The organism is Streptomyces sp. SDT5-1 (assembly GCF_052245995.1).
Lineage (GTDB): Bacteria > Actinomycetota > Actinomycetes > Streptomycetales > Streptomycetaceae > Streptomyces.
Genome location: NZ_CM125963.1, coordinates 8432853 through 8457103 on the forward strand (window position 1 = coordinate 8432853; position 24251 = coordinate 8457103).

Genomic DNA, 24251 nt, shown 5'->3' on the forward strand with positions numbered 1-24251 from the left:
GGGCGCGCCGCACGGCGCACCCCGCCCGTGCCGGTGTCAGGCGAGCGACAGGAAGAGCTTCTCCAGCTCGTCCTCGCTGAGCGGCGGCTGCTCACCGTCCGCCGCGTTCATGCAGTCCCGCATGCCGGACGCGATGATCTTGAACCCGGCCCGGTCGAGGGCGCGCGACACGGCGGCGAGCTGGGTGACGACGTCCTTGCAGTCGCGGCCCGCCTCGATCATCGCGATGACGCCCGACAGCTGACCCTGCGCGCGGCGCAGGCGCTTGAGGACGGCGTCCATCGCCTCCGGGTTGCCCGTGCCGCTCATGACCGCAGGGCCGCGCGGGCGCTGTCGAGAGCGCCGGGCGCCGGCCGGTTGAAGGGCAGCTTGCCGAGCATCGCGGCCATCCCGCAGGTGTTGCTCACGCCCGAGTAGACGAGGCCGGAGGCGACGCCCGCGGCCAGCAGCCGGGCCTTCGGGGCGCGGGTGCCGAGCGCGAGGCCGAGCAGGACCAGCGAACCGGCGGCGAAGCGGACCTGGCGGTCCATCGCCCACACGGCGCGCTCGGGGCGCTCGGCGGTGTCCACCGGGTGGCCCTCGGCGGTCCAGGCCTGCGTGCCGCCGTCGAGGCCCACGGCGTCGACGCCGGCCTCGGCGAGCTTCGCGCACGCGGCGGCGGAGCGCTGACCTGCCGCGCACACCACGACGATGCGGCGCCGCTCGGCCGCGTCCCGCAGCTCGGGCAGCAGGTCGTCGATGAGGTCCGCGGGCACGTTGAGGGCGCCGGGCACATGTCCGGACGCGTACTCGGCGGGCGCGCGGACATCGAGGACGAGAGTGTCGTCGGCGGCCCGCTCGCGCAGTTCGGCGGGGGCGAGGGTGGTGCTCATGTCTCTCCTGTCTCGCTGGTATACCCCCGAGGGTATCAGTCGGGTACCCCCGTAGGTATGTGGTGTGACGTGTTCCGCACCCTCCCGCCGGGGTCCGGCGAAAGTCCCACCGAAAGCAGGACAGCGGGTGTCGGGATTCCGGGTCAAGCTCAGGAGAGCGAGCCGGACCGAGACGACGGAGAACCCACCATGCCCGACACCACGCCCACCACGAACCCCCTGCACGGAAAGGTCGCCCTGGTCGCGGGCGCCACCCGCGGCGCGGGCCGCGGCATCGCCGTCGAACTCGGAGCGGCGGGCGCCACCGTGTACGTCACCGGCCGCACCACCCGCGCCCGGCGCTCCGAGTACGACAGGCCCGAGACCATCGAGGACACCGCGGACCTCGTCACCGCCGCGGGCGGCCACGGCATCGCCGTCCCCACCGACCACCTCGAGCACGACCAGGTCCGCGCCCTCGTCGAGCGCATCGACCGCGAACAGGGCCGCCTCGACGTCCTCGTCAACGACATCTGGGGCGGCGAGAACCTCTTCGAGTGGGACGCCCCGGTCTGGGAGCACGACCTCGACAACGGGCTGCGACTGCACCGCCTCGCCGTCGAGACGCACGCCGTCACCAGCCACTTCGCGCTGCCGCTGCTGCTGCGCCACCCCGGCGGCCTCGTCGTCGAGGTCACCGACGGCACCGCCGAGTACAACAGCGAGAACTACCGGGTGTCGTTCTTCTACGACCTCGCCAAGAACTCCGTGCTGCGCATGGCCTTCGCCCTCGGGCAGGAGCTCGGCCCGCGCGGCGCCACCGCCCTCGCCCTCACGCCCGGCTGGATGCGCTCGGAGATCATGCTCGGCCACTACGGCGTCACCGAGGAGAACTGGCGGGACGCCGTGCGGACCCAGCCGCACTTCGCCATCTCCGAGACGCCCCGCTACACCGGCCGCGCCGTCGCCGCGCTCGCCGCCGACCCCGACGTCGCCCGCTTCAACGGCACCTCCCAGTCCAGCGGCGGCCTCGCCAAGATCTACGGATACACCGACCTCGACGGCAGCAGGCCCGACTCCTGGCGCTACCTCGTCGAGGTCCAGGACGCGGGCAAGCCCGCCGACGTCACCGGCTACCGCTGATCCGGCGGTCTGCGAGAATCGCAGCCATGACTACGGCCATCGTTCCCGGACTGGTCCTCGGCGACCGTCTCCCGCGCACCGCGACGCGGGAGCCGAGCCGCCCCTGACCCCTGTGCTCGCCCGGTGACACCCACCGGGCTCCCGCTCCTCGCCGCAGTGCGCTTCGTGCCCCGCACGTTCCACTACGAGGAGACCCACGGTGACCGTCCTGTCCTGGACCGAACCCGACACCACCCGCACCGCCTCCTGGCGCGCGCTCGGCGGCGGCCGGCCGCCCCGGCGCGTCGTCGTCGCCGACGACCGCACCCGCGCCCGGGAGGCCTACCGTCACGCCTGCGAAGGCACCGGCCTGCTGTGGCGAGGCGACTACCACGGCGCCCGGCAGCTGCTGAGCGCCGTCGGCCGCCGCGTCGACCGGGCCCTGCCGCCCGCCGACGGCTTCCACGCGCACCGCAGGAACCAGGTCCACCGCGCCCGCGTCCTCGGCATGCTGCTCGTCGTCCTCGACACCGACCACGCCCTCGACCTGCGCCGCGCCCCCGACGTGCGGCGCGCGTGCGCCGAGGCGTACGGGCCCCCGCCCGGCACCCCGTCCGTGGTGCCGCTGCGCGAACTCCTCGGCGTGCTCGGCGCGCACGAATGGCGCCGCACCGGCGTGCCCGTGCCCGCGCTCGACGGCGACCGCATCCACCCGCACCACGGGGTGTTCGCCCCGGTCAGAGGCGAGTACGTCGACCTCGTCCGGGAGGCCGAGCTGCCGCGCGGCGCGGTCGGCGGTGTCGCCCACGACCTCGGCACCGGCACCGGAGTGCTCGCCGCCGTCCTCGCCCGGCGCGGAGTCCGCCGCGTCGTCGCCACCGACGCGAACCCCCGCGCCCTCGCCTGCGCCCGCGACAATGTGGACCGGCTCGGGCTCGCCGACCGCGTCGAGATCGCCGCACCGGGACTCTGGCCGCCGACCGGGCGCGCCGACCTCGTCGTCTGCAACCCGCCCTGGCTGCCCGCCCGCCCGACCTCACCCCTCGACGCCGGTGTGTACGACCCCGGGTCCCGCATGCTGCACGGCTTCCTCGACGGACTCGCCGACCGGCTCGAACCCGGAGGAGAGGGCTGGCTGATCCTCTCCGACCTGGCCGAACAGCTCGGCCTGCGGGGCCGCGACGAGCTCACGGACGCGTTCGCCGCCGCGCGCCTGCGGGTCGCCGACCGGCTCGACGCCCGGCCCCGCCACCCCCGCGCACGCGACCGTACCGACCCCCTGCACGCGGCCCGCGCCGCCGAGACGACCTCGCTGTGGCGATTGGTCCCAACGGGGGAGCGGAGCCCCCGCGCCTGACGGCGACTCAGGCGTGGCGGCCCGGACAAGAGCCACAAGGTGGGGTAAAGGGGTCGGGGTAACGGGTTCGGATCGCGCCCGCCCCGACCCATCCGCACGACGGAGGTACTTGATGGCTCCCCACCGTTTCCGACGCCGCCACGCCGTGGCCGCGGCCGCCCTGCTGATCACCACGCTCGCCGGGGCCGGGCCCGCGGACGGCACCCCCGCCGCCTCCGCGGGCGCGGCTCCCGCGAGCGCCAAGGGCAAGGGGACCAACCTGCTCTTCGCCGGGCTCGACGTCCGCAAGGGCATGACCCGCGAGGAGATCCAGCGGCTGCACGTCGGCGGACAACAGTGCGGCTGCACCGACGTCCTGATGCTCGTGCACATCGCCGCCGACGGCCGCCGCGTCAGCGTCGTCTCCCTGCCCCGCGACTCCTTCGTCCGCTTCGCGCCCCACCGGCACGCCACGCACAGCGGAAAGATCAACGGCGCGTACGCCGAGGGCGGCCGCGAGCTGACCGTCCGCACCGTCGAACGCGCCACCGGACTCCGCATCGACCACTACCTGGAGACCGACTTCCCGCGGTTCGTCGCCGCCGTCGACGACCTGGGCGGCGCCGAAGTGTGCAGCGACAAGCCGCTGCGCGACGAGAACTCGGGGCTCGACCTCGCCGCCGGAACCCACGACATCGACGGCCTGCACGCCCTGCGCTACGTCCGCGCCCGTCACCTCAACCCGCCGGGCGACCTCGGCCGGGTCCGCCGCCAGCAGAAGCTGCTGCTCGGCATGCTCGCCCGGCTCACCGACGCGCAGGTCTTCAAGGACCCGATGACCACGGCCCGTACGGCCCGCACGCTCATGCAGCACGTCCGCACCGACGACCACACCGACGTCCGCACGCTGGCCTCCCTCGCCTGGAAGCTGCGCGACCTCAGGCCGCGCCAGACCGAGTTCGCCACCGTGCCGATCTCCAACTTCGACTACCGCGACCCCAAGTGGGGCTCCTCCCTGCTCTGGGACGACAAGCGGGCGAAGCGGATGTTCGGGGCGCTCCGTGCCGACCAGCCGCTCACGTCCACGCGGAAGTCCGGCGGCCCCGTGCCGGTCGGCATGCCGCCCCACGAGACCCGGATCAGCGTCGACGACTCCCGCGTCGCCGAAGGGCTGCGCGCCAGCGGCTTCGACGTGACGGAGACGCACGCCCCCGCCGATCGGCCGCGTCGCACCGTCGTCACGTACGATCCCGAACGCGCCCGCTACGCGCCCTCCTTGGAAGCCGCGCTCCCGGGCGCCGAGCTGCGGCCCGTGGCCGGAACCGGGCCCGTGTTCCGGGTGGCCGTCGGGTCGGAGCAGCAGAGTGTGACGCAAGTGACGTACGACCGCAGCATGGTGGAGGGCGCTCCCGTGACCGGGGACGAGCTCCGCTGCGGGCATCCTTCGGGTAAAAAGGGCTGAAAACCTACCGCCTCGGGGCCACTTGAGGCTCCGTGACGGCAGCGGGACGCTCCGTGTTCCGGTTAACGTTCTGCTGTGGTGATCAACGCGCAAGGCAACAACGAGGCACATTCCACCGAGCCGGGCACGGCGCTGCTCCTCGCGGCAGCGCCCGCCGGCAAGGCGGGCCTCATCGACGCGGTCTCCGTGCTGCCCACGCTCGCGGCCGTCCCGCCGAGCGTCCTCACCGGCACGGCGGCCGCGACCGTGGTCGAGCTCGCCGACCCGCTCGACCCGCAGGCCGTCCTCACCCGGCTGCGGACGGCGGCCGCCCAGCCGGGGCCGCTGCACCTGTACGTCGCGGGCCAGCTCCACCTCGACCAGCGGCAGCGGCTGCTGCACCTCGCGCTCGCACGCACCACCCCGTCGACGCTGCGGTACACGGCGCTGCCCTGGCACTGGCTCACCGGCGAACTCACCCGGCGCCGGGCCCACACCACGACCGTCGTCGTCGACCTCGTCGCCGACGCGGAGGCCTGGCAGCACGTCAGCGCGGGCGGCCTCGGCCTCGGCCACGGCACGAGCCTCTACGGCCGGGTCCAGCCGCCCCCGCCCCGCCGCACCACCCTCACCCCCACGTACCTCCGTGCCTGCGCCGACATCTGGCGCACCGGCACGCAACCGGTTCCGCCGCACCTCCACGACATGGCGGCCACGCAGGTGGGGCCGCCGGGGGCGTTGTTCGTGTCACTCGGCTCGGGCCAGGCGCCGGTGGCGGAGTCCGGTGCGGGTGCGCCCACGCACCCGGCGGAACGCGTCGGGGCCACGCCCGCGGGGCCGTCCACGAACCCGACTCCGGCGCCTGCGCCGGCCCAGGCCGAGCCGCCCGCCGCCGCGCAGCCCCGTCCCACGCCGGCTCCGGCCGCCCCGCCTGCACGGGTGACTCCGGCCGAGGCTTCGGTGGCGGAGACGTCCCCGCGCCCGTCGGTGCCCGCGCCGCCGCCTGCCCCCGCGGCCGCCCCGCCTGCGCCGGAGGCTTCGGTTGCCGCAGCGGAGGCGTCGCCGCGCCCGCCGGTGCCTGCGCACCCCGAGCCGCTTCCCGCCGCACGCACACCCGAACCGGCGTCGTCGCCTGCCCCGGCTCCCGATGCCCCGCGGACTCGGCCCGCGCCGCCTGCGGCACCCGCCCGTGAGCCTCGCGAATCCGTGGCGCCGACGCCTGCCGTGCCCCCGGCGCCCGCAGTGGCTCCGACCGCGCCGCAGGCCCCGCCCGCTCAGGCCGAGGCCTCGGTCGCGGACTCTTCCCCGCGTCCGTCGGTGCCCGCGCCGCCGCCCGCTCCTGCAACCTCGCAGGCCCCAGCGGTCCAGGTCGAGCCTGCCGCCGACCCCGCGCCGACCCCGCCCGTCCGTCAGGCGACGGCCCCGATATCCGCCGCGCAGCCCCACCCCGAACCGCCGTCCGCCCCCACGACGCCCGCCAGCAGCACCCCGCCCCCCGCCGTATCGCTCGACAAGGCCCCGCCCGCCGCGGCCGTGCCGCCGATGCCCTCCGCGCCGCCCGTGCAGCCTGCCGCGGCGCCCGCCGAGCCCGATCCGCACGCCTTGTTGCTCGCCGCCGTGCAGGCCGGGCGGCACGGGGAAGCGGCCTCCATCGCCGCCGCGTGGGAGGGGGAGGCCCTGCGGGTGTACGGGATGCGGTCCGCGGAGGTCGTGCACTGGATGGAGGTGCGGGCCGACCTCGCCCGGCTCGCCGGGGAACCGGACCGCAGCTGCGAGCTGTGGATCGCCGTCGCGCACGCCCGGATCGCGCGCGGCGAGTCGCCCTCCGACGAGGACGTGGAGGCCGCCGTCGACCGCGCCCACCACCAGTGGGAGCAGGTCGGCGAACCCGACCGGGCCCGCCGCCACGCCGCCGCGCTGACCGCCGTACGGGAGCAGGTCCCCGGCCGCCGCCCCGGCGCCCTCGACGCGATCAAGCGCCGCCTCGACGCGCTGCCCGCCTGACCGCCGCCCCGGTCAACAGGCCCGCCGCACGTACCCCTTCGTGCCGGCGGGCCGCACGTCCATGTCGCGCAGCACGATCGACAGCCGGTCGCCCCACGCGCGGCACGCCCGCTCGAAGTCGGCGGCCCGGTACTCGACCGCGAAGACCCGGTCGTCGTACGCCGACGCGTACGCCCGGCACTCGTCGTACGCCTGGCACTCCTCGGCGACCGCGAAGTCGAAGCCGATCGTGGACCGCTTCGGCAGCAGCTCCGCCGTGTTCTTCTGCCCGACCGCGAGCCCCGCCGCGTGCCCCCGCTCCACGAGCACCCGCGCGAACTCCACCGCGTCCGACGGGTCCAGCAGGCCGTGGGAGCGCTCGAACGAGTCGAGGTTGTCGGGCTCCACGGCCTGGTACCCGTCGTCCGCGCAGCCGCGGATCCAGCGGCCGACGATGCTCCCGAGCCGCGCCCGCTTCGTCTTCGTGGAGATGTCGAACAGCGGCTCGTCCCAGTCCTGGTCGACCACCAACTCCCCGTCGTCGTCCCGCAGCAGCAGGTCGTCGTGGTGGGTCCGCCACCACTTCACGGCGTCCGGCTGGGCCTGGAAGGCGTTGACGTAGCAGACGTTGTAGAGCCCGCGCGCCGGCTTGTCGCCGCGGTCCCGCGAGACGGCCCGCACCCCGGAAGGCGGCTTGTACGCGCCGCCGATCTGGTAGTCGAACCCCACGTCCGGCGTCGGCCGTTGGGCCTCGGGAGTCCTGCCCCCGGACTCCGGGGACGAGCAGGCGGACAGCAGGAACGCGGTGGTCACGGCGAGACAGAGGGCCGGAAGCCGGCGGGAACCCGAGCGGAAGATCATCGTCGCAGCCTAGAACGACATCCCAGGACACCCGTCATAAAGCCCGCCGGAAGCACACCCGGTGCTGCCCCGGCCCGTCGTAGTCCGTGCGCACCGCCACCCCGTCGACCTCCCGGTCACCCGGCTCCACCACGAACCCCATCGCCCGGTGGAAGGCGATCGACCCGGTGTTCCCCGGCGAGGTGATGGCCCGCACGTCCCGCCGCCCGGCCCGCGCCGCCCGCCGGAAGAACTCCTCGTACAGCTCTCGGCCGACCCCGGTGCCGCGCAGCGCCGGATCGACCCCGACGAAGTGGATGTACGCGGAGGTGTCGTCGTCGGCGGCGTACAGGCCGACCAGGAACGCCCGGGGCCCCGACGCGTCCTGGGCGATCAGGCTGGTGCCGGCGAAGAACTGGAGGAAGAGCCGGGGGAGCAGCAGTGACAGCTCCCGCGCCTCCTGCGGCGTCCGCGAGTCGCCCCACCACTCCTGCACGCGTCGTACGAGCACGGGGTGGTCGTCCTCGCGGGCGGTGCGCAGCTCGGGCATGCGGGGTCCTTTCGCCATGTACGGGCATGGATGGGTGCTCTTCGTGACGTACCTCACGTCGCGTCCAGGCATCGCCGGGAACAACACTGTCACCTCGTCCGTTGACCCAGACGTGGACGCGGATGGAACAGTGTCCCCGGGCCCTACCTATCGCCCGCAGGGAAGATCGTTCGGCTGAAGCCCTGCGGAGCCCCCCGCCGAGAGGCGACCGCCATCCGTGTCCCACCCAGAGCCGCCCCGACCGGGTCTCCCCCGTCCCGGTCGGGGCTTTCCCCTTCCTGCCCGCCGGCCCCGGTCTAGAGTGCGCCCATGACGCGGTTCCACGACACCAAGCACCGGCTCGTCACGACCTTCCAGCGGCACGTCGCCAACCCTGTTTCGCGGCGCCTGCCGGGCCAGGTTCTCCTGGAGACCACGGGCCGGACGTCGGGTCTTCCGCGTCGCACGCCCGTCGGCGGCCGGCGCGTCGGCGACTCCTTCTGGCTGGTCTCGGAGTTCGGGTACACGTCGCAGTACGTGCGCAACATCCAGGCCGACCCGCGCGTCCGCGTCCGGCTGCGCGGCCACTGGCACACCGGCACCGCCCACCTGCTGCCCGACGACGACCCCCGCGCCCGTCTCACGTCGCTGCCCCGCCTCAACAGCGCCGCCGTCCGCGGCTTCGGCGTCGACCTGCTGACCGTACGTGTCGATCTGGACGACTGACCTGGCATGATCGGGGGCATGGCAGAACGTGTGATCGCCGCGTGTGACGGCGCGTCGAAAGGTAATCCCGGACCCGCGGCCTGGGCCTGGGTCGTCGCCGACGGTGACGAGAAGCCCGTGCGGTGGGAGGCCGGCGCGCTCGGCACCGCGACGAACAACGTCGCCGAACTCACGGCCCTGGAGCGGCTGTTGAGCACGGTCGACGCGAATGTGCCGCTCGAGGTGCGGATGGACTCGCAGTACGCGATGAAGGCGGTCACGACGTGGCTGCCCGGCTGGAAGCGCAAGGGGTGGAAGACGGCGGCCGGCAAGCCCGTCGCCAACCAGGAGCTGGTGCAGCGGATCGACGCGCTCCTCGAGGGCCGCGCGGTCGAGTTCAAGTACGTGCCCGCGCACCAGGTCGACGGCGACCCGCTGAACGACTTCGCGGACCGCGCCGCCAGCCAGGCCGCCGTCGCCCAGCAGGACGCGGGCAGCGCCCTCGGCTCGCCCGAGCCGCCGCCCTCCGCCCCGTCCTCCGCCAAGCCGCCGCGCGCGAAGAAGGCGGCGCCCGGCAAGCGGACCGCCTCCTCCGGTTCCTCCTCGCGCACCATCAAGGCGAAGTTTCCCGGCCGCTGCCGCTGCGGCCGCTCGTACGGCGCCGGCGAGGACATCGCCAAGAACCCCGACGGCTGGGGCCACCCGGACTGCCGCGTCTCCGCCTGACCGGACACGACGCACGAGGGGCCCGGCGCACACGGCGCCGGGCCCCTCGGCTACGTACGGCTCACGTGCTGACGCGCACGTAGTCCACGACCAGCTGCTGGGGGAACTGCGTCGCACCGTCCGGGTCGCCCGGCCAGTCCCCGCCCACGGCGAGGTTCAGGATCAGGAAGAACGGCTTCTCGAACACCCACTGGTTGCCGCCGACGTCGGCGGGCGTGCGGGTCTGGTACACGGTGCCGTCCACCGACCAGGTGATCTTGTTCGGCGTCCAGTCCACGGCGAACGTGTGGAAGTCGTCCGCGAAGGCCTGGCCACCGGGCAGCGAGTAGGGGGCGCCGATCCCGCCCGACCCGGAGTAGCCGGGGCCGTGGATGGTGCCGTGCACCGTCGACGGCTCGGACCCCACGTTCTCCATGACGTCGATCTCGCCGCAGTTCGGCCAGCCGGCCGAACCGATGTCGCTGCCGAGCATCCAGAACGCGGGCCACATGCCCTGCCCGCGCGGAATCTTCATCCGCGCCTCGACGTGGCCGTGCGTCGTCTCGAACTTCCCCGACGTGTTGAGTCGCGCCGAGGTGTACTGACAGCTCCCGTACCAGCACTGGTAGTTGGACGGGTTCTCGCGTTTCGCGGTGATCACCAGGTGGCCCTGGCCGTCGAGCGCGGCGTTGTTCGTTCCCGCCGTGTAGTACTGCCGCTCGTGGTTGTTGACGTTGTCTCCCGTCTCGGTCTGCCACTTCGCGCCGTCGACGGCGGAGCCCGCGGGCCCGTCGAACTCGTCGGCGAAGGTGACCGCCTTGGTGTGCGCGTCGCCGTCGGCGTCCGCCGCGTTCGCCGTGGGGACGAACGCGGCGGCGACGCACAGGAGGGCGGCGGCGCCGAGGGGGAGTCTGCGGCTCAGCGCGCGGCGTGAGCTGCGCATGGGGCATCACATCACTTCGGGTAGGGGGTCGTGCCGTCCCGCGGCACGCCAGAAAGTGAAGGAAAGAAGGCTGCACTTGATGTGCTCCGTTCAAGAGTTGATTTAAGGGGTGGCCAGAAGGGGCGTCAAGGGAGTGGACGAAAGTCCGTACCAACGCTCCCGGTTAAGGTTCTCCAACGATCTTCGAACCGGGAGTGATGTGAGCATGCTGCGCTGCGCGGTACTCGACGACTACCAGGACGTCGCCCGTGAACTGGCCGACTGGGACCGGCTGTCGGACCGCGTCGACGTCACGTACCTGAATCGGTATGTCGACACCCACGACGAGCTCGTGGGGCTCATCGGCGACTGCGAGATCGTCGTCGTGATGCGCGAACGCACCCCGTTCCCCGCCGAGCTGTTCGCCCGGCTTCCGAAGCTGCGGCTCCTCGTCACCTCCGGCATGCGCAACGCGTCCATCGACCTCGCCGCGGCCGCCGCCCACGGCGTCACCGTCTGCGGCACCGCGAGCAACCCCGAACCGCCCGTCGAACTCACCTGGGCCCTGCTCCTCGGCCTCGCCCGCGGCGTCCTCACCGAGGGCGGAAACCTGCGCGACGGCGGCCCCTGGCAGTCGACCCTCGGCGCCGACCTCCACGGCCGCAGGCTCGGCCTGCTCGGCCTCGGCAAGATCGGTGCGCGCGTCGCCCGCGTCGGCGCCGCCTTCGGCATGGACGTCACGGCGTGGAGCCAGCACCTCACGGCCGAGCGCGCCGCCGAGGCCGGAGTCACTCTCGCCGCCTCCAAGGAGGAACTCCTCGAGACCAGCGACTTCGTCTCCGTCCACCTCGTCCTGAGCGACCGCACCCGCGGCCTGCTCGGCGCCGACGAGCTGCGCCGCATGCGCCGCACCGCCTACCTGGTCAACACCTCGCGCGCCGCGATCGTCGACCAGGACGCGCTGGTACGGGCGCTGCGCGAGGGGTGGATCGCCGGAGCGGGCAGCGACGTCTTCGACACCGAACCCCTCCCCGCGGACCACCCCCTGCGCACCGCCCCGAACTTCCTCGGCCTCCCGCACCTCGGCTACGTGACACGCCGCAACTACGAGGGCTTCTACGAAGGCGCCGTGGAGGACATCGAGGCGTACCTGGCCGGAAGCCCGGTGCGGACGCTCGGCTGAGACCCGGTCACCGCCGCACGAACTCCCGCAGCTCCTGCGCCAGTTCCGGGAACTCCCGCAGCACCGCATCCGTCGCGAACTCGTGGTCCGCGTAGTCGAAGCCGGGCGTCACCACCTCCGCCACCAGGCCGTGGCGCGCTCCACCGGTCAGCCGGGAGGCCTTCCAGTGGCCGCCGGGGACCAGCAGGTGGCGTTCGGCGTCGGGGGAGAGGAGCGTGCGGTGGAGGGCGCCGGCCGGGTCCACCGTCACGTACTCCAGCGGGCCGCCGTCGATCAGGAAGTGCAGGATGTCGCTGCGGTTGCGGTGCAGCAGGCCCCGCGGCTGCCGCTCGTCCAGGAGGTAGTGGATCGATGTCGCCGCCGGGCGGGGTCCGTGCGGCGTCGACACCTCGTGCGGGCTCGTGTAGAGGCGGCGGAACCAGCCGCCCTCGCCGTGCGGCTCCAGGTCGAGCTCGGACTGCCAGTCGCGCACGGTGGCTCCTCGGGGTGGACCATGGTTGGGTGATCAAGGGTAGGCGCAACCGCGGCGGCGCGCGCACCGTGCGCTGTTGTCCGCACACCCGCCGTGACCTGCAACTCCGTGGTGTCCGCCGGGAGTTGACATGAAAGACTGCGGGCAGGTCACACGCATCGGCCCGACCGCTCAGCGACGTTGGAGAGTCCTCATGACGGCATCCGCACCCCGGCCCCGGATCGACACCAGCCAGGCGCACCCCGCCCGGGTGTACGACTGGCTGCTCGGCGGGAAGGACAACTACCCCGTCGACGAGGCCGTGGGCTCACAACTGCCGCCCGAGGCCCGGGACGCCGCGCGGCAGAACCGCGAGTTCATGCATCGGGCCGCCGCCTGGCTCGCCGGGCAGGGCGTCGACCAGTACCTCGACATCGGCACCGGCATCCCTACCGCGCCGAACCTGCACCAGATCGTGCAGCGGATCGTCCCGACCGCCAAGGTCGTCTACACCGACAACGACCCCATCGTGCTCCGGCACGCGCAGGCCCTGCTCGTCAGCAGCCCCGAGGGGGCTACGGACTACATCGAGGGAGACGTCCGCGAGCCGGACGCCATCCTCGAACACGCCCGCACCGTCCTGGACTTCGACCGGCCCATCGCCCTGTCGCTGATCGCCCTGATGCACTTCATCCCGGACGACGAGGAGGCGTACGGCATCGTCTCCCGGCTGGTGTCCGAGCTGCCGCGGGGCAGCCACCTCGTGCTCTCCAACGCCGCCTGCGACCTCTTCCCCGAGCTGGTCGAGCAGGTCGTCGACCAGTACGCCAAGGCCGGCATCAAGCTCGGCTTCCGCACCCGCGACGGCGTGCGCCGCTTCTTCGACGGGCTGGACCTGGCGGAACCCGGCCTGGTGACCGCCACCGAGTGGTTCCGCGACGAGCCGGCGCCCACGCCCGAACCGAGCGGCATCTACGCGGGCGTGGCCCGGATCTCCTGAGTCACGCGGACGGCGGCGCGCCGTTGAGCCGGGCCGACAGCCGGTGCGCCGCCGCGACCACCGCCTCCACGACCTGCGGCAGCGCCTCGGGCGGCAGCCGGAACACCGGCGCCGACACGTTCACCGCCGCCACCACCTCGCCCCGGTGGTCGTGCACCGGCGCGGCCACCGCGGTCAGGCCCGGCTCCATCTCCTCCGCCGCCACCGCGCAGCCGCGCGCCCGCTCCGCACGCAGCCGCTCCAGGACCGCCGCGACATCGCGCGGCGCCGCGTCGGTGCCCGGCAGCAGCGCCCCGTCCCGCGTGGTCAGCAGCGCCGCCACCTGCTCGTCCGGCAGCCCGAACAGCAGCGCCCGCCCCGCCGACGTGCAGTTGAGCGGCGATGTGCGGCCGATCCACTCGTGGGCCTGGAGCCCGCGCGAGGTCCGCTCGGTGAGCACCGTCACGACATCGTGCCCGGACAGCACCGTCAGATACGCGGGCTCCCCGACGCGGTGCACCAGATCCCGCAGCACCGGCGGCGCCTCCCCGTACAGCCGCTCCTCGCCCGCCGAAGAGGCCAGCGCGAGCAGCTGCCAGCCGACGCGATAGCGCAGGGTGCGCGGATCGCGCTCCAGGAAGCCCTCCTCGGCGAGCACCTTCAGGGTCCGTGACACCTGCGTCTTCTCCCGGCCCACGGCACGGGCCACTTCCTGCACGCCCATCGGGCCCCGCGCGAGCGCGCGCAGCACGTCGAGGGCGCGGTGCACACTGCTCAGGTTCTCCGCTGCCACGACACCCAGGCTGCCACAGCGGCGTGCGTATACAGCAACTCGCATTGTTGCCTTCGCACGGGCCGCCCTATGGTCGATTTACATGTGCGGAATCGCAGCCCTACACAGCCATCACGGACGTCTCGACACCGAACAGGCCGACGCGGCGCCGGAGCGCATGCTCGACCGGCTCGCCCACCGCGGACCCGACGACAGCGGCACCCGGACCGTCGGCGGACACACCTGGCTCGGCCACCGCCGCCTCTCCATCGTCGACCTCGACGGCGGACACCAGCCGCTCGGCGGCGCCCTCGGCGACGACGACTGGTCGCTGGTGTGCAACGGCGAGATCTACAACCACGAAGCCCTGCGCGAGGAACTGCCCGCCGACGCCTTCGGCGCCTCGTCCGACTCCGCCGCCGCGCTCGCCGTGCTGCGCACCGACGGGCCGGAGGGACTGCGCCGCCTTCGCGGGATGTGGGCGTTGTGCGCGGCCACCCCGAGCGGCCGGTTCGTCGCCGCGCGCGACGCCGTCGGCGTCAAGCCGCTGTACTGGGCGCGCACCACCACCGCCGTGCACTTCGCCTCCGAACTGCGCGCCTTCCACCCCGACGTACAGCCGGCCGCGGAGATCTTCCCGCCCGGCTGCTGGTGGACGCCCGACGACGGCCTGCACCGCTTCGCCGAGCCCGTGCCCGCGGCGGCGAACGACTGGGAGGGTGTGCCGGAGCAGGTCGTCGAGAAGGCCACCTTCGAGTCCGTCGCCGACTCCGTCCGGCGCCATCTGATGGCGGACGTCGAGGTCGGTGTGTTCCTCTCCGGTGGACTCGACTCCAGCCTCGTCGCCGCCGTGGCCGCCGACGCGTACGCCCGCGGCGGCCGCCGGCTCAAGACCTTCGCCGTCGGCACGGAGGACTCCCCGGACCTGCTCGCCGCCCGCGAGGCCGCCGCACACCTCGGCACCGAGCACCACGAGGCGGTGCTCGACGCGGCGGCCGCCACGCGCGCCCTCGACGAGGTGGTCGGGTGCGTGGAGTCCTTCGACGCCAGCCTCATCCGCAGCGCCGTCCCCAACTGGTTCCTCTCCGAACTCGCCTCCCGGCACGTCAAGGCGGTCCTCACCGGCGAGGGCGCCGACGAGCTCTTCGCCGGGTACGGCTACTACCACGAGCGGCACACCGCGACCGACGCCCTGGACGCCGAACTGCGCCGCACCATAGGCCAGTTGCACGGCCTGAACCTCCAGCGCTGCGACCGTGTCACCATGGCGCACGGCCTGGAGGCCCGCGTCCCGTTCCTCGACCGGGACGTCATCGCGCACGCCATGTCCCTGCCCGCCCGCCTCAAGGCACTGGAGCCCGACGGCATGGAGAAGGGCCATCTGCGCCGCGCGTTCGCGGGGTGGCTGCCGGACCACCTGCTGTGGCGGCGCAAGGAGCAGTTCGGCACCGGCAGCGGCGCCGAGAGCGTCCTGAGCCCGCTGTGGGAGTCGCGTGTCACGGACGCCGAGTTCGCGGCGGCGGTCGCCGAGGAGGGCGCGCCGGAACTGCGCAGCAAGGAGGAGCTCGGCTACTACCGCACGTTCCGTGCCGCGCTGCCTGGTGTACGCCCCGAGGCCGTGCTCACCCGGTTCGCCACGGCGTAGCCGCTACGCGAGCGAGGACCGGGCCGCCGTCAGCGCCTGCTCCGCGTAGCCGCGCCCGAACAGCACGGCGTGCACCAGAAGCGGGAACAGCTGGTGCAGTGGGATCCGGTCGCGCCGGCCCGCGGCGAGCGGTGCCACCTCCTCGTAGCCGTCGACGATGCGGTCCAGGTGCGGCGCGCCGAACAGGTGCAGCATCGCCAGATCGGTCTCGCGGTGCCCGCCGTGCGCGGCGGGGTCGATGAGGTGGGCCGCGCCGTCGGAGCCCCACAGCAGATTGCCGTTCCACAGGTCGCCGTGGAGCCGCGCGGGCGGCTCGGCGGGGCCCGCGAGCTCGGGCAGTCGCTCGCAGACCCGCTCGACCGGCTCCGCCTCGGCGGGGGAGAGGGTGCCGGCGTCGACGGCCGCGCGCAGGTAGGGGAGCACCCGGTGCTCGGCGTACCAGCGCGGCCAGTCGTCGCCGGGCACATTGCGCATGGGCGCGAGCCCGATGTACGCGTCCGTGGGCCCCTCGGGCGGCGCCGCGCCGAACGTGGCGGCGCCCGCGCCGTGCAGCCGCGCGAGATCCCGGCCGAACCGCACGGCCGCGTCGGCCGTCGGCCGCCCCTCGGCGACCCGGTCGACGACGAGACACCGCTCGTCGTACCCGTGCACCGCAGGCACCGCCACCGCGTCGGCCGCGGCGAGCCACGACAGCCCGGCCGCCTCGGCGCGCACCGCCGCCGGGTCGTCGGCGTGCTTCACGACGACGACGCGGCCGTCGTCGAGGGTGACCTCGGCGAGGTGCGAGGACAGGCGGCGCTCGGCGGTGACCGGGCGCCCGGTGTGGCGGGTCGCGGCATGTGCGAGCTCTGACATGTCCCTCAGCGTAGGACGGCCGCCGCACCGTTGACGTGGCGGCTCGCGCGCTGATCTGCTGCGTCGGTCACCACGGGGCACGATCCCCATCGACGTACGGAACGAGGCGAACACGGATGACCACCAAGGCTGTTGCCACCGTCCTGGTCGTGCAGCACACCAGGACCGGCGGTCCCGGCAGGGTCGGTGACTGGCTGCGGGCGGCGGGGCTCGCGCTGGAGGTGGTGCGCCCGTTCGAGGGCGAGGAGCTGCCGGACGAGCTCGGGGGACGGCCGCTGCTCGTCCTCGGCGGCGGCTTCCTGCCGGACGACGACGAGCGCGCGCCCTGGCTGCCGGCGACGCGGCGCCTCGTCGCGCAGGCCCTCGACGGCGGCACACCGGTCCTGGGCATCTGCCTCGGCGGGCAGCTCCTCGCGCACGTCGCGGGCGGCCGGGTGCGGGGCAGCCACGGGCGGCCGGAGTTCGGCAGCACACGGATCGCGCTGCGGCCCGAGGCGGCGGACGATCCGCTGCTGCACGGGCTCGGCGACGCGGTCGTGGCGATCGAGCGGCACGTCGACCAGATCACCGAACTGCCGCCGGGCTCCGCCTGGTTGGCGTCCACCGACGCCTGCCCCCATCAGGCCTTCCGGATCGGCGAGCGGGCCTGGGGTGTGCAGTTCCACCCGGAGGCGGAGGCCGACCGGATCGCCGCCTGGGACCCCGAGCCACTGGCCGAGCGCGGCTTCGACCGGGACCGGCTGCACGCCGCGGCGCTCGATGACGAGGGAGCGGCGGTCGCGGCGTGGTCGGAGGTCACACGGAGGTTCGCTCGGGTGTGCGCGACGACGCCTTGACCTGCGAAGGGGCGGGCGCCACGGAGTCGGTCCTGCGCCGGGCCAGCGACGCCACGACGCTCGTGAGGACGCCCGCGAGCAGCCCCCAGAACGCCGAACCGATGCCCAGCAGCGTCACTCCGGACGCCGTCGCGAGGAACGTGACGACCGCGGCCTCCCGCGCCTTCGGATCGGACAGCGCCCCGGCGAGCGCCGACTCGATGGTGGCGAGCATGCCCACCCCCGCCACCGCGAGGACCAGGGCGTGCGGCATCGCCGTGAGCAGCGAGGCCACGGTCGCGCCGAGGAGCCCGACGCACAGGTAGAAGACACCCGCCCACACGGCCGCGAGGTAGCGCCGGTTCCGGTCGGGGTGGGCCTCCTCGCCGGTGCAGATCGCGGCGGTCAGTGCCGCCAGGTTCAGGCCGAACGCGCCGAACGGCGCGAGCACCGCCTGCGCCACACCCGTCCACGTCAGGACCGGCGAGATCGGCACCTCGTACCCGGACGTGCGCAGCACCGCGACACCCGGCAGGTTCTGCGAGGCCATGGTGACCACGAACAGCGGCACACCGACGCTGACGAGCACTTTCCAGTCGAACTCGGGCGCCGTGAACACCGGCTGCGCGAGCGAGAGCCTGATCCGGTCCAGGTGCCAGCCACCGGTCAGCACGGAGGCCGCCACACCACCGGCGAGCGCCACCACCACGGCGTAGCGCGGCAGCAGCCTGCGGGCGAGGAGGAACAGCGCGAACACCGGGAACGCGATCCCGAAGTGCCCGCCCATCTGCGTGAACAGGCCCGTCCCGAAGTGCAGCAGCACCCCCGCGAGCAGCGCGGACGCCAGGGGCACCGGAACGCGGTCCATGAGCCGCGCGAACCACCCCGTGAGCCCGCTCACCACGGTCAGGACGGCGCTGAACACGAACGCGCCGACGGCCTTCTCCATGGAGACCCCGCTCAGGCTCGTGGCCAGCAGCGCGGCGCCCGGAGTCGACCAGGAGGTGAGCACGGGCGCCTTGTTGCGCAGCGAGAGCCCGACGGTGGTGACGGCGATGCCGACGCCGAGCGCCAGCATCCACGAGGACACCTCCCGCGCGTCCGCCCCCGCCGTGCGCGCCGCGGTGAACACGATGGCCGCCGCGCTGGTCACGCCGACGGTGGTCGCGATGAGCCCCGCCACCACCGCCGAAGGGGGTGCGAAGGCGCGTATGCGGGCGAGCGGAGACATGCGGGAGTCACTTCCGGAGGGCGGTCGACAGGGCAGGGGAGGGCGAACGCGACGGCGTCCCCCGAGGCGTTCCACAAACAGAACGTTCCGTTTGTGGAACACTAAGGACGCGGATGGCGACACGTCAACACGCGCCGAAGGGCGCGGGAGGGGGCACGGCGATGGGGCTTGCCGACGAAGTGGGCCGCAGGCTCAAACGGCTGCGTGAGGACAGCGGCCTGTCCCTGTCCGAACTGGCGCGCCGCTCGGGCGTCGGCAAGGGCACCCTCTCCGAGCTGGAGACCGGCCGCCGCAACCCCACCCTCGAAACCCTCTACGCCCTGACCACCGCGCTCGGCCGCCCGCTCAGCGCCGTCCTCGACGACCCGCCCGGCACCGCCGCGGGCGCGCCCGGTGTCTCCGGCAGTGCCGTCACCGCGGTCCTGATCGAGCGGTACGAGGACGAGGACGCGGCCACCGACGTCTTCCGCGTCACCATCGCCGAGGGTGCCACGCAGGAGTCGGCGGCCCATGTCCCGCGCACGACGGAGAGCCTGATGGTGCTCTCCGGGACCGCCGTCGTCGGACCGCCGGACGCGCCCACCACCGCGGGGCCCGGCGGGCACGCCCACTGGGCGGCCGACGCCCCGCACCTGTATGCCGCGCCCGACGGCGAGGTGCAGGGCATCCTCTTCGTCCGCTACCCGAAGGGCGACTGACCTCAGGCGGCGTGCGGCGCCTGCGACGGGTCGGTGCCGCGCAGGTCGGAGATGTCGATGGTGTCGGCGGTGGACGGTGTCTTCTTCGGCACCGGCTTGCCGTAGTCGGTCAGTGTCATCGACAGCGACGCGTCCGCGTCCTTCTCGGTGGCCCGCACCAGGCGGTGCGGCGCGTCCGCGGTGACGTAGAGCGTGATGCGGTTCTTGGTGTCACGGGCGGTCAGCGGCACCACGTCCTTGCCGGCCACCTTCTTCTGGTCCCCCTTTGTCAGATCGTCCTTGGTGGCACGGTCCGAGCCGTCCTTCAGGCGCTCGCGGAACGCGTCGAGGTCGCAGGTGCCGGACAGGCCGTCGAGCATCGGGTCGTCGGTGGTGCCGTGGACGTACCGGTCACCGATGAGATCGGCGGCCAACTCGCCGCTGCGTCCTGGAAGTTGCGTCTTCCAGAAGGTGACGTCCGGCTTGATCCACACCTCGTCGCCGCGCTTCACGAGGTCGACTGTGCCGCCCTTCGCGCCCCCGGTGCCCATGCGCAGCTCGCCCGTGCAGTTGCCGTCCTCGTCGAGCCGCAGGTCGAGCTTGGACGGGGTGCGGGTGTCGCGGTCGTCGGCGCTGTTGCGCATCGTCAGGTGCAGGGACTTCGCGTCCAGGAGCTCCTTCTTCGCCGCGTCGGCCAGCTCCTGCGCACTCTTGTCCTTGGCGTCGCCCTCGTCGGCCGCGGCGGGGAACGCTGCGCACAGGCTCGCGCACACGAACACCGCGGTGACAGGCGTCCGTGCGGCGCGACGCCACCGGTTCGGGGTCGGTCCGGCCATGACGCCACCTCGCCTTCCCGGACGCGCCGAGCGCCCGGAACACCCATAAATTCTACGTTCTGCGAAGGTCGGCGTCGTCCGGGCGCCCGGTGCCCCGCGTCAGTCGTCCCTGCCGCACACCCGCAGCCCGACCGGCGTCCCGCACGGCAGGTGACCGTGAGTGGCGACGACACCCTTGCCCGTGCCGTTGTCGACGGCGTACGAGAGGAAGCTGGAGGCCAGCGAGTCCGCCGGCGGGCGACCGTATGTGTACGCGTACTCGATCTCCCGGTACGGATAGCCGCCCGCGTCGAGCCGGTCCGGGTTCGGGGTGTGCCCGTCGAGGGTGAGGCGGTGCAGGCCCTTCGGGGCGTCCGGCGGCGACGCGGCGCGCAGCTCGCTGTAGCCGAGGGCGCCCGGGGTGTGCGCCACGGTGTCAAGGACCTGCTCCGTCGAGTCCAGCTCGCAGCGCAGCACACCGCCCCGGGAGGTGCGTGCCGTGCGGTTGACGCAGTCGTCCGACGACGCGGGTGGCTCGTCGGCGCCCGCCAGGACCCGTGCGGTGAGCGCCGAGCGGGTGCCTGAGCCCGAGGTCCGGCTGACGAGGACGACCGGCAGGTCGGGGCCGCCCAGCTGCGACCAGTTGGTGACGTCGCCCCGGTAGACGCGCCGCACGTCGGCCGTCGACAGGTCGGTCAGCCGGACGCCGTCGTGGGCGACCAGGGTGAACAGGGACACCGCGATGCGGCTCTCGCTCAGCCGCGTGTAACTCGCGGGCCGGGGCCCGTCGGAGAACGCGATGACCCCGGGCTCCGCGCCCGACTCCGCGCCGGACAGCGCGAGTTCACGCACCCCCGTGCGACTGCCGCGCGCCGCGACCGTGATCCGCGGCTCGTCCCCGCAGTGCGCACGGTACTTCTCCGCCAGCTCCTTCAGCACCGGCGCGAACGCCGTGGAACCGGTGAGCCGCAGCCGCCCCGACTCGCAGTCGTCCGGCAGCGGCGACGGAGTGAGCAGCGGCAGCGTCGCCGCCGCGATCAGCGCCACGCCGAGCGTCACCGTGGTCCAGCGGGCCCGCACACTGAACACCGGCGGCTTCTCGTCCGGCGTGAGGCTGTGGTTCTCGTGCAGTGTGCCGTCCTTGATGTCACCGGTGACGAGGACCTCGTCACCCTCGTGGCCGCCGGTGAGCAGCACCAGGATCTTGTAGTACGCGCCCGGCTTGAGCGGCACCTTCGGGATGCGCAGGGTGCTGGGCGCCACGATGCGCAGGCCGCTGCGCTGCTCGAAGTAGCTCATCAGGTTGGTGTGTTCGTCCGGCAGCGTGACATCGAGCGCCTGGATGCTGCGGCCCGGGAACTCGGCGGTGAGGCCGTACGGCGACGCGTCGATGTAGTCGTCGGTGTCGACGTGCCGCGAGCCGTCGTTCTCGATCCGCAGCAGCACGAGGGTGGCGTCGCGCATCTCCGGCAGGTCGGTGAAGAGCCCGAGCCGCGGATCGCCGTCCCCGCCGGGCCCGTTGTGCCCTATGGCGATGTCCATCTGCTTGCGGAACCCGACCCGCCTGCTGCGCCGCGCCCTGCGGTCGGCGACGAACGGCGTGACGATGGACACCACGCCGATCAGCAGCCCAGCGGCGGTGAAGGCGATCTCGAGCCATCCCATGCGCGTGAGGCTACGGACCCGCCGCGCGGTGCGACGGATCCGTGTGCCGGGCTTCGCCGATTGTTCGTCGTCCGTTCAACGTCCCCGTCAGGAGCTGGTCGTCGACCCCGGCCGGACGATCATCAGGACGGTCACGGTGGCCCACAGCAGATTGAACACACCCGTCAGTACGGCCAGTTGGGCGGCCGACCGAGGGAGCGCGGGGGACGCGTCCCCGGAGGAGACCGCGTCGAGCGCGCTCTCCTGCGCGGGCAGGATGAACGCAGCGAGGACCGCCGCCGCGGCCGCCGTCAGCACGATGGAGACGATCAGCCACGGACTGCCGAGCACTCCGAGACTGCTCGCGGTGGCGAAACCGAAGAGCGGCACGGCGATCCCGATCGCCGCGTAGACACGGCAGATGCGGTGCAGCGTGCGCAGTGTCGCGCGGGCCTCCGCGTCGTCCGGCGAACCGAGCGCGCCACGCAGGGACTTGGGGAACATGCTCGCGGCGACCGTGACGGGCCCGACGGTCAGCACCGCGGCCAGGACGTGCAGGATGAGCAGGAATTTCGTCATGGTCAGCGGCCCGTGTCCCGTCGGGTGCCCGTCACCCGCGACGCCGGGAGCCGCCCGGCGCGCGACGTACCGGTGAGGGTGTCGCCGTCGACGGTGACGGCGAACGTCAGGTTCAGGCGCATCGGGCGGGTGACGGCCTGCTTCCAGGTGACCCGGCCGCCGTCGGCGCGCCGGAGGTCGCGCAGCGGGACCTCCTCGCCCGCGCCGCGCGCGACACCGGTGAGGGCGCCCTGCTCGTCGCGGAGTTCGACGGCGGCGGCGAGGGTGCCGATGGGTGTGGCGATGGACAGGTCCCAGGTGCCTTCGACGGACATGTGCCGGTGGTTCCTCTCGTGGTGCGAAGGGGTGGTGTGCGGTCAGAAGGCGGCGGGGACCGGGCCCCGCGCGCGCCAGACCGTGCCCCGGCGCTCGTACGCGAACAGCTCCTCGACGGCGTGGGCGATGCGCGGCCCCACCTCCCGTTCGAGCAGGTACAGACCGAGGTCGAGGCCCGAGGTGACTCCGGCGCCCGTGACGAGGTCGCCGTCGTCCACGACACGGGCCCGCACGGCGTGGGCGCCGGTGGCGTCGAGCAGGTCGAGGCCGAGGTGGTGGCAGGTCGCACGGCGGCCTTCGAGGAGTCCGGCCAGCGCCAGGACGAGCGAGCCGCCGCACACCGTCGCCACGGTCGTCGTGGGATCGGCCATGGCGGCGCCGAGCAGCGCGGGCAGCTCCGTGGAGAGCGTGCGGCCGAGGAGCACGGGGATCGTCGGCTCGGCCGCGTCCTCGTCCGTCGCCGCGCCGGGATCGCCGACGGGCCCGGACGCGCCGGGCACCACCAAGACGTCCGCTCGCGCCGGATCGAGCGCGGCTGTGGCCCGCAGCGCGAGCCCGCCCGTCCCGCCGACCACCTCGCGCGGACCCTCGGCGGAGACGAGCTCCACGCCGACGGCGCCACCGGACGCGACCGCGCCGGCGTGCAGCACCTCGAACGGGGCGACGACGTCGAGCGGGTCGAAGCCGTCGAAGAGGACGATCTGGATGTGCATGGGGGAGAGGTCCTTCGCAGGTCGCGCGCCCGGAACGGCCGGGATCGCCCTCGACGCTATGCAGGCGCGGGCCGCCCTCCCAGTGGCATTAATGACGACCATCAACGGGATACCGCCAGCCCGCACGACCTGGCTAAGGTTCCGGCCATGCACACCGTCGCCGTCCTCGCCCTCGACCAGGTGATCCCCTTCGACCTGGCCACCCCCATCGAGGTGTTCGGCCGCACCCGGCTGCCCGACGGACGGTCCGGCTACCAGGTGCGGGTCTGCGCCGAGCGGCAGGACGTCGACGCCGGTGCGTTCACGATCCGCGCCCACCGCGGCCTCGACGGGCTCAGGGGCGCGGACACCGTCATCGTCCCGGGCACCGCCGACCCGACCGCCCCGCTCGCCCCCGCGGTCCGCGACGCATTGCGGGAGGCCGCGGCCGACGGCGCCCGGATCGCCTCCATCTGCTCCGGCACCTTCCCGCTAGCCGCCACCGGGCTCCTCGACGGGCTGCGCGCCACCACCCACTGGATCGGCGCGGAACTGCTCGCCGCCCTGCACCCGGACATCGACGTCGACCCCGACGTGCTGTACGTCGACAACGGGCAGATCCTCACCTCGGCGGGCGCCGCCGCCGGGCTCGACCTGTGCCTGCACATGATCCGCCGCGACCACGGCTCCGCGGTCGCCGCCGATGCCGCCCGGCTTTCCGTGATGCCGCTGGAGCGGGAGGGCGGCCAGGCCCAGTTCATCGTCCACGACCGCCCGCCGGCCCCCCAGGGCTCCACGTTCGAACCGCTGCTCGGCTGGTTGCAGGAGAACCTGGAGCGGGACCTCAGCCTCGCCGACATCGCCGCGCACGCAGGGATCAGCACCCGCACCCTCATGCGCCGCTTCCGCGAGCAGACCGGCTGCACGCCGCTGCAGTGGCTGCACCGGGCCCGCGTCCGCCGGGCCCAGCACCTGCTGGAGACCACGCAGGACCCGGTGGAGCGGATCGCGGCGCAGGTCGGTTTCGGCTCGCCGACCGCGTTCCGCGACCGTTTCAAGCGCACCACGGGCGTCAGCCCCCGGACGTACCGCCGCACCTTCGCCTGACACCCGCGTCCCGTACCGTCCCGCACGTTTATCCACGCCGCAGCGGGCTACGCGCTC

26 protein-coding genes are annotated in these 24251 nt (G+C 73.6%); 12 read left to right on the forward strand and 14 right to left on the reverse strand.

Features of this window, described 5'->3' with window-relative positions:
- Window positions 1-36: 36 nt before the first annotated feature.
- Together ACTWJ8_RS38880 and ACTWJ8_RS38885 are read right to left on the reverse strand one after the other, a co-directional pair.
- Entirely contained in the window at window positions 37-309 is a 273-nt protein-coding gene (locus ACTWJ8_RS38880; protein ID WP_306319491.1) for a metal-sensitive transcriptional regulator, read from the reverse strand.
- Window positions 306-872, reverse strand: a complete 567-nt coding sequence (locus ACTWJ8_RS38885) for a rhodanese-like domain-containing protein (RefSeq protein WP_443262124.1) — start codon at window positions 870-872, stop codon at window positions 306-308. Before ACTWJ8_RS38885 ends, ACTWJ8_RS38880 begins: the two co-directional genes overlap by 4 nt.
- Window positions 873-1061: 189 nt before the next feature.
- Between ACTWJ8_RS38885 and ACTWJ8_RS38890 the strand changes: the two genes are divergently transcribed.
- The 4 genes from ACTWJ8_RS38890 (at window position 1062) to ACTWJ8_RS38905 (ending at window position 6754) form a co-directional block, all read left to right on the forward strand.
- A complete protein-coding gene (locus tag ACTWJ8_RS38890) occupies window positions 1062-1994 on the forward strand; it encodes an SDR family oxidoreductase (protein ID WP_443262125.1) in 933 nt (310 codons plus the stop codon).
- Between the two features lie 199 nt (window positions 1995-2193).
- Window positions 2194-3330, forward strand: a complete 1137-nt coding sequence (locus tag ACTWJ8_RS38895) for a methyltransferase (protein WP_443262127.1) — start codon at window positions 2194-2196, stop codon at window positions 3328-3330.
- A gap of 112 nt (window positions 3331-3442) precedes the next feature.
- Window positions 3443-4771: an LCP family protein gene (locus ACTWJ8_RS38900; RefSeq protein WP_443262128.1), complete on the forward strand. Its 1329-nt coding sequence runs from the start codon at window positions 3443-3445 to the stop codon at window positions 4769-4771.
- A 78-nt stretch (window positions 4772-4849) separates the two neighbouring features.
- Window positions 4850-6754 (forward strand): hypothetical protein, encoded by a 1905-nt coding sequence (locus tag ACTWJ8_RS38905; RefSeq protein ID WP_443262129.1) that lies wholly within the window; start codon window positions 4850-4852, stop codon window positions 6752-6754.
- Window positions 6755-6766: 12 nt separating this feature from the next.
- Here the strand turns inward: ACTWJ8_RS38905 and ACTWJ8_RS38910 are convergent, their stop codons facing one another.
- Complete coding sequence (locus ACTWJ8_RS38910) at window positions 6767-7594, reverse strand: endo alpha-1,4 polygalactosaminidase (protein WP_443262130.1); 828 nt, start codon at window positions 7592-7594, stop codon at window positions 6767-6769.
- A 34-nt stretch (window positions 7595-7628) separates the two neighbouring features.
- Window positions 7629-8123: a GNAT family N-acetyltransferase gene (locus ACTWJ8_RS38915; RefSeq protein ID WP_356384904.1), complete on the reverse strand. Its 495-nt coding sequence runs from the start codon at window positions 8121-8123 to the stop codon at window positions 7629-7631.
- Between the two features lie 309 nt (window positions 8124-8432).
- Between ACTWJ8_RS38915 and ACTWJ8_RS38920 the strand changes: the two genes are divergently transcribed.
- Window positions 8433-8828: a nitroreductase/quinone reductase family protein gene (locus ACTWJ8_RS38920; RefSeq protein WP_443262131.1), complete on the forward strand. Its 396-nt coding sequence runs from the start codon at window positions 8433-8435 to the stop codon at window positions 8826-8828.
- A 6-nt stretch (window positions 8829-8834) separates the two neighbouring features.
- Window positions 8835-9533, forward strand: a complete 699-nt coding sequence (locus ACTWJ8_RS38925; RefSeq protein ID WP_443262132.1) for a ribonuclease H family protein — start codon at window positions 8835-8837, stop codon at window positions 9531-9533.
- 61 nt (window positions 9534-9594) lie between these two features.
- Here ACTWJ8_RS38925 and ACTWJ8_RS38930 read toward each other — a convergent pair whose 3' ends face one another.
- A complete protein-coding gene (locus ACTWJ8_RS38930; protein WP_443262133.1) occupies window positions 9595-10455 on the reverse strand; it encodes a glycoside hydrolase family 16 protein in 861 nt (286 codons plus the stop codon).
- Between the two features lie 205 nt (window positions 10456-10660).
- Between ACTWJ8_RS38930 and ACTWJ8_RS38935 the strand changes: the two genes are divergently transcribed.
- Window positions 10661-11617 carry a D-2-hydroxyacid dehydrogenase family protein gene (locus ACTWJ8_RS38935; RefSeq protein WP_443262134.1) on the forward strand — a complete coding sequence of 319 codons (957 nt, stop codon included), beginning with the start codon at window positions 10661-10663 and terminating at the stop codon, window positions 11615-11617.
- Window positions 11618-11624: 7 nt separating this feature from the next.
- Here the strand turns inward: ACTWJ8_RS38935 and ACTWJ8_RS38940 are convergent, their stop codons facing one another.
- On the reverse strand, window positions 11625-12089 hold the full coding sequence (locus tag ACTWJ8_RS38940) for a cupin domain-containing protein (protein WP_443262135.1): 465 nt from the start codon (window positions 12087-12089) through the stop codon (window positions 11625-11627).
- Between the two features lie 193 nt (window positions 12090-12282).
- On the opposite strand from ACTWJ8_RS38940, the gene ACTWJ8_RS38945 reads away from it, so the two are divergent.
- Window positions 12283-13068 carry an SAM-dependent methyltransferase gene (locus ACTWJ8_RS38945; protein ID WP_356384922.1) on the forward strand — a complete coding sequence of 262 codons (786 nt, stop codon included), beginning with the start codon at window positions 12283-12285 and terminating at the stop codon, window positions 13066-13068.
- 1 nt (window position 13069) lies between these two features.
- Here the strand turns inward: ACTWJ8_RS38945 and ACTWJ8_RS38950 are convergent, their stop codons facing one another.
- A complete protein-coding gene (locus tag ACTWJ8_RS38950; protein ID WP_443262136.1) occupies window positions 13070-13840 on the reverse strand; it encodes an IclR family transcriptional regulator in 771 nt (256 codons plus the stop codon).
- 82 nt (window positions 13841-13922) lie between these two features.
- On the opposite strand from ACTWJ8_RS38950, the gene asnB reads away from it, so the two are divergent.
- Window positions 13923-15464, forward strand: coding sequence for an asparagine synthase (glutamine-hydrolyzing) (gene asnB, locus ACTWJ8_RS38955; protein ID WP_443262137.1), 1542 nt, complete (start codon window positions 13923-13925; stop codon window positions 15462-15464).
- A gap of 3 nt (window positions 15465-15467) precedes the next feature.
- Here the strand turns inward: asnB and ACTWJ8_RS38960 are convergent, their stop codons facing one another.
- Window positions 15468-16319, reverse strand: coding sequence for a fructosamine kinase family protein (locus tag ACTWJ8_RS38960; protein WP_443262138.1), 852 nt, complete (start codon window positions 16317-16319; stop codon window positions 15468-15470).
- Window positions 16320-16435: 116 nt separating this feature from the next.
- Between ACTWJ8_RS38960 and ACTWJ8_RS38965 the strand changes: the two genes are divergently transcribed.
- A complete protein-coding gene (locus ACTWJ8_RS38965; RefSeq protein ID WP_443262139.1) occupies window positions 16436-17155 on the forward strand; it encodes a type 1 glutamine amidotransferase in 720 nt (239 codons plus the stop codon).
- Here the strand turns inward: ACTWJ8_RS38965 and ACTWJ8_RS38970 are convergent.
- Complete coding sequence (locus tag ACTWJ8_RS38970; protein ID WP_356384937.1) at window positions 17115-18365, reverse strand: benzoate/H(+) symporter BenE family transporter; 1251 nt, start codon at window positions 18363-18365, stop codon at window positions 17115-17117. The two genes, ACTWJ8_RS38965 and ACTWJ8_RS38970, sit on opposite strands and share 41 nt — an antisense overlap.
- A gap of 161 nt (window positions 18366-18526) precedes the next feature.
- Here ACTWJ8_RS38970 and ACTWJ8_RS38975 point away from each other — a divergent pair, with 161 nt between their 5' ends.
- Complete coding sequence (locus tag ACTWJ8_RS38975) at window positions 18527-19063, forward strand: helix-turn-helix domain-containing protein (RefSeq protein ID WP_356385371.1); 537 nt, start codon at window positions 18527-18529, stop codon at window positions 19061-19063.
- Window positions 19064-19065: 2 nt separating this feature from the next.
- Here ACTWJ8_RS38975 and ACTWJ8_RS38980 read toward each other — a convergent pair whose 3' ends face one another.
- The 5 genes from ACTWJ8_RS38980 to ACTWJ8_RS39000 all read right to left on the reverse strand — a co-directional run bounded on the left by ACTWJ8_RS38980 (window position 19066) and on the right by ACTWJ8_RS39000 (window position 23108).
- Window positions 19066-19878 carry a hypothetical protein gene (locus tag ACTWJ8_RS38980; protein WP_443262140.1) on the reverse strand — a complete coding sequence of 271 codons (813 nt, stop codon included), beginning with the start codon at window positions 19876-19878 and terminating at the stop codon, window positions 19066-19068.
- A gap of 99 nt (window positions 19879-19977) precedes the next feature.
- The gene (locus tag ACTWJ8_RS38985) at window positions 19978-21522 is read right to left on the reverse strand and encodes a PstS family phosphate ABC transporter substrate-binding protein (RefSeq protein ID WP_443262141.1); all 1545 of its coding nucleotides are present in this window, start codon (window positions 21520-21522) and stop codon (window positions 19978-19980) included.
- A gap of 87 nt (window positions 21523-21609) precedes the next feature.
- Window positions 21610-22080, reverse strand: coding sequence for a DUF2269 family protein (locus ACTWJ8_RS38990; RefSeq protein WP_356384945.1), 471 nt, complete (start codon window positions 22078-22080; stop codon window positions 21610-21612).
- A gap of 2 nt (window positions 22081-22082) precedes the next feature.
- Window positions 22083-22394 (reverse strand): hypothetical protein, encoded by a 312-nt coding sequence (locus tag ACTWJ8_RS38995; protein ID WP_443262142.1) that lies wholly within the window; start codon window positions 22392-22394, stop codon window positions 22083-22085.
- 42 nt (window positions 22395-22436) lie between these two features.
- Entirely contained in the window at window positions 22437-23108 is a 672-nt protein-coding gene (locus ACTWJ8_RS39000; RefSeq protein WP_443262143.1) for a DJ-1/PfpI family protein, read from the reverse strand.
- A 147-nt stretch (window positions 23109-23255) separates the two neighbouring features.
- Here ACTWJ8_RS39000 and ACTWJ8_RS39005 point away from each other — a divergent pair, with 147 nt between their 5' ends.
- A complete protein-coding gene (locus ACTWJ8_RS39005; protein ID WP_443262144.1) occupies window positions 23256-24194 on the forward strand; it encodes a GlxA family transcriptional regulator in 939 nt (312 codons plus the stop codon).
- Window positions 24195-24251 lie beyond the last annotated feature (57 nt).